The organism is Xanthobacter autotrophicus, from assembly GCF_030015065.1.
Lineage (GTDB): Bacteria > Pseudomonadota > Alphaproteobacteria > Rhizobiales > Xanthobacteraceae > Xanthobacter > Xanthobacter autotrophicus_D.
The window spans coordinates 1-416 of record NZ_JAIVFN010000489.1 but is presented as its reverse complement, the minus strand read 5'-3'; the positions used below and the strand labels follow the sequence as shown (position 1 = coordinate 416).

At 68.8% G+C, this 416-nt stretch carries 1 protein-coding gene; it reads right to left on the bottom strand.

Going from position 1 to position 416, the window contains the following annotated elements; translation table 11 throughout:
- Positions 1–52: 52 nt before the first annotated feature.
- Positions 53–416, bottom strand: a 364-nt coding sequence (gene hscB, locus K9U40_RS24170; protein WP_282892582.1) for a Fe-S protein assembly co-chaperone HscB, incomplete at its 5' end; no start/stop codon positions are given.

Below are 416 nucleotides of genomic sequence, written 5' to 3'. Positions count from 1 at the left end.
GAAAAGGAAGGTTCGACGAAAGGCAGCACCAGGGCTGCCGGAGGCAAGGTGCCTATTGTCCCAGCAGCTCGCGCCGGCGCTCGACATCGACCGCAAAGCGCTCAATGAACATAAGGCCTCTGACGGCTCCGGCGGCTGCCGCATAGTCCTGCTGCGCATCGATCAGCCGGCCGCAGCGCTCCAGCGCCTCGGCACGGGCCTGGCGCACCTCGGCATCGAGCCGGTCGATCGCCGCCCCGTCCGCTGCGTCGTCGAGCGCCTCGCGCCACTCCATCTGCTGCATCAGGAACTGCGCAGGCATCGACGTATTGTCCTCCGCCCGGATCGGCGCGCCGTGCAGCTCGCACAGGTAGGCGGCGCGGCGCACCGGGTCCTTGAGCCGCTGGTACGCCTCGTTGATGCGCACCGACCACTGC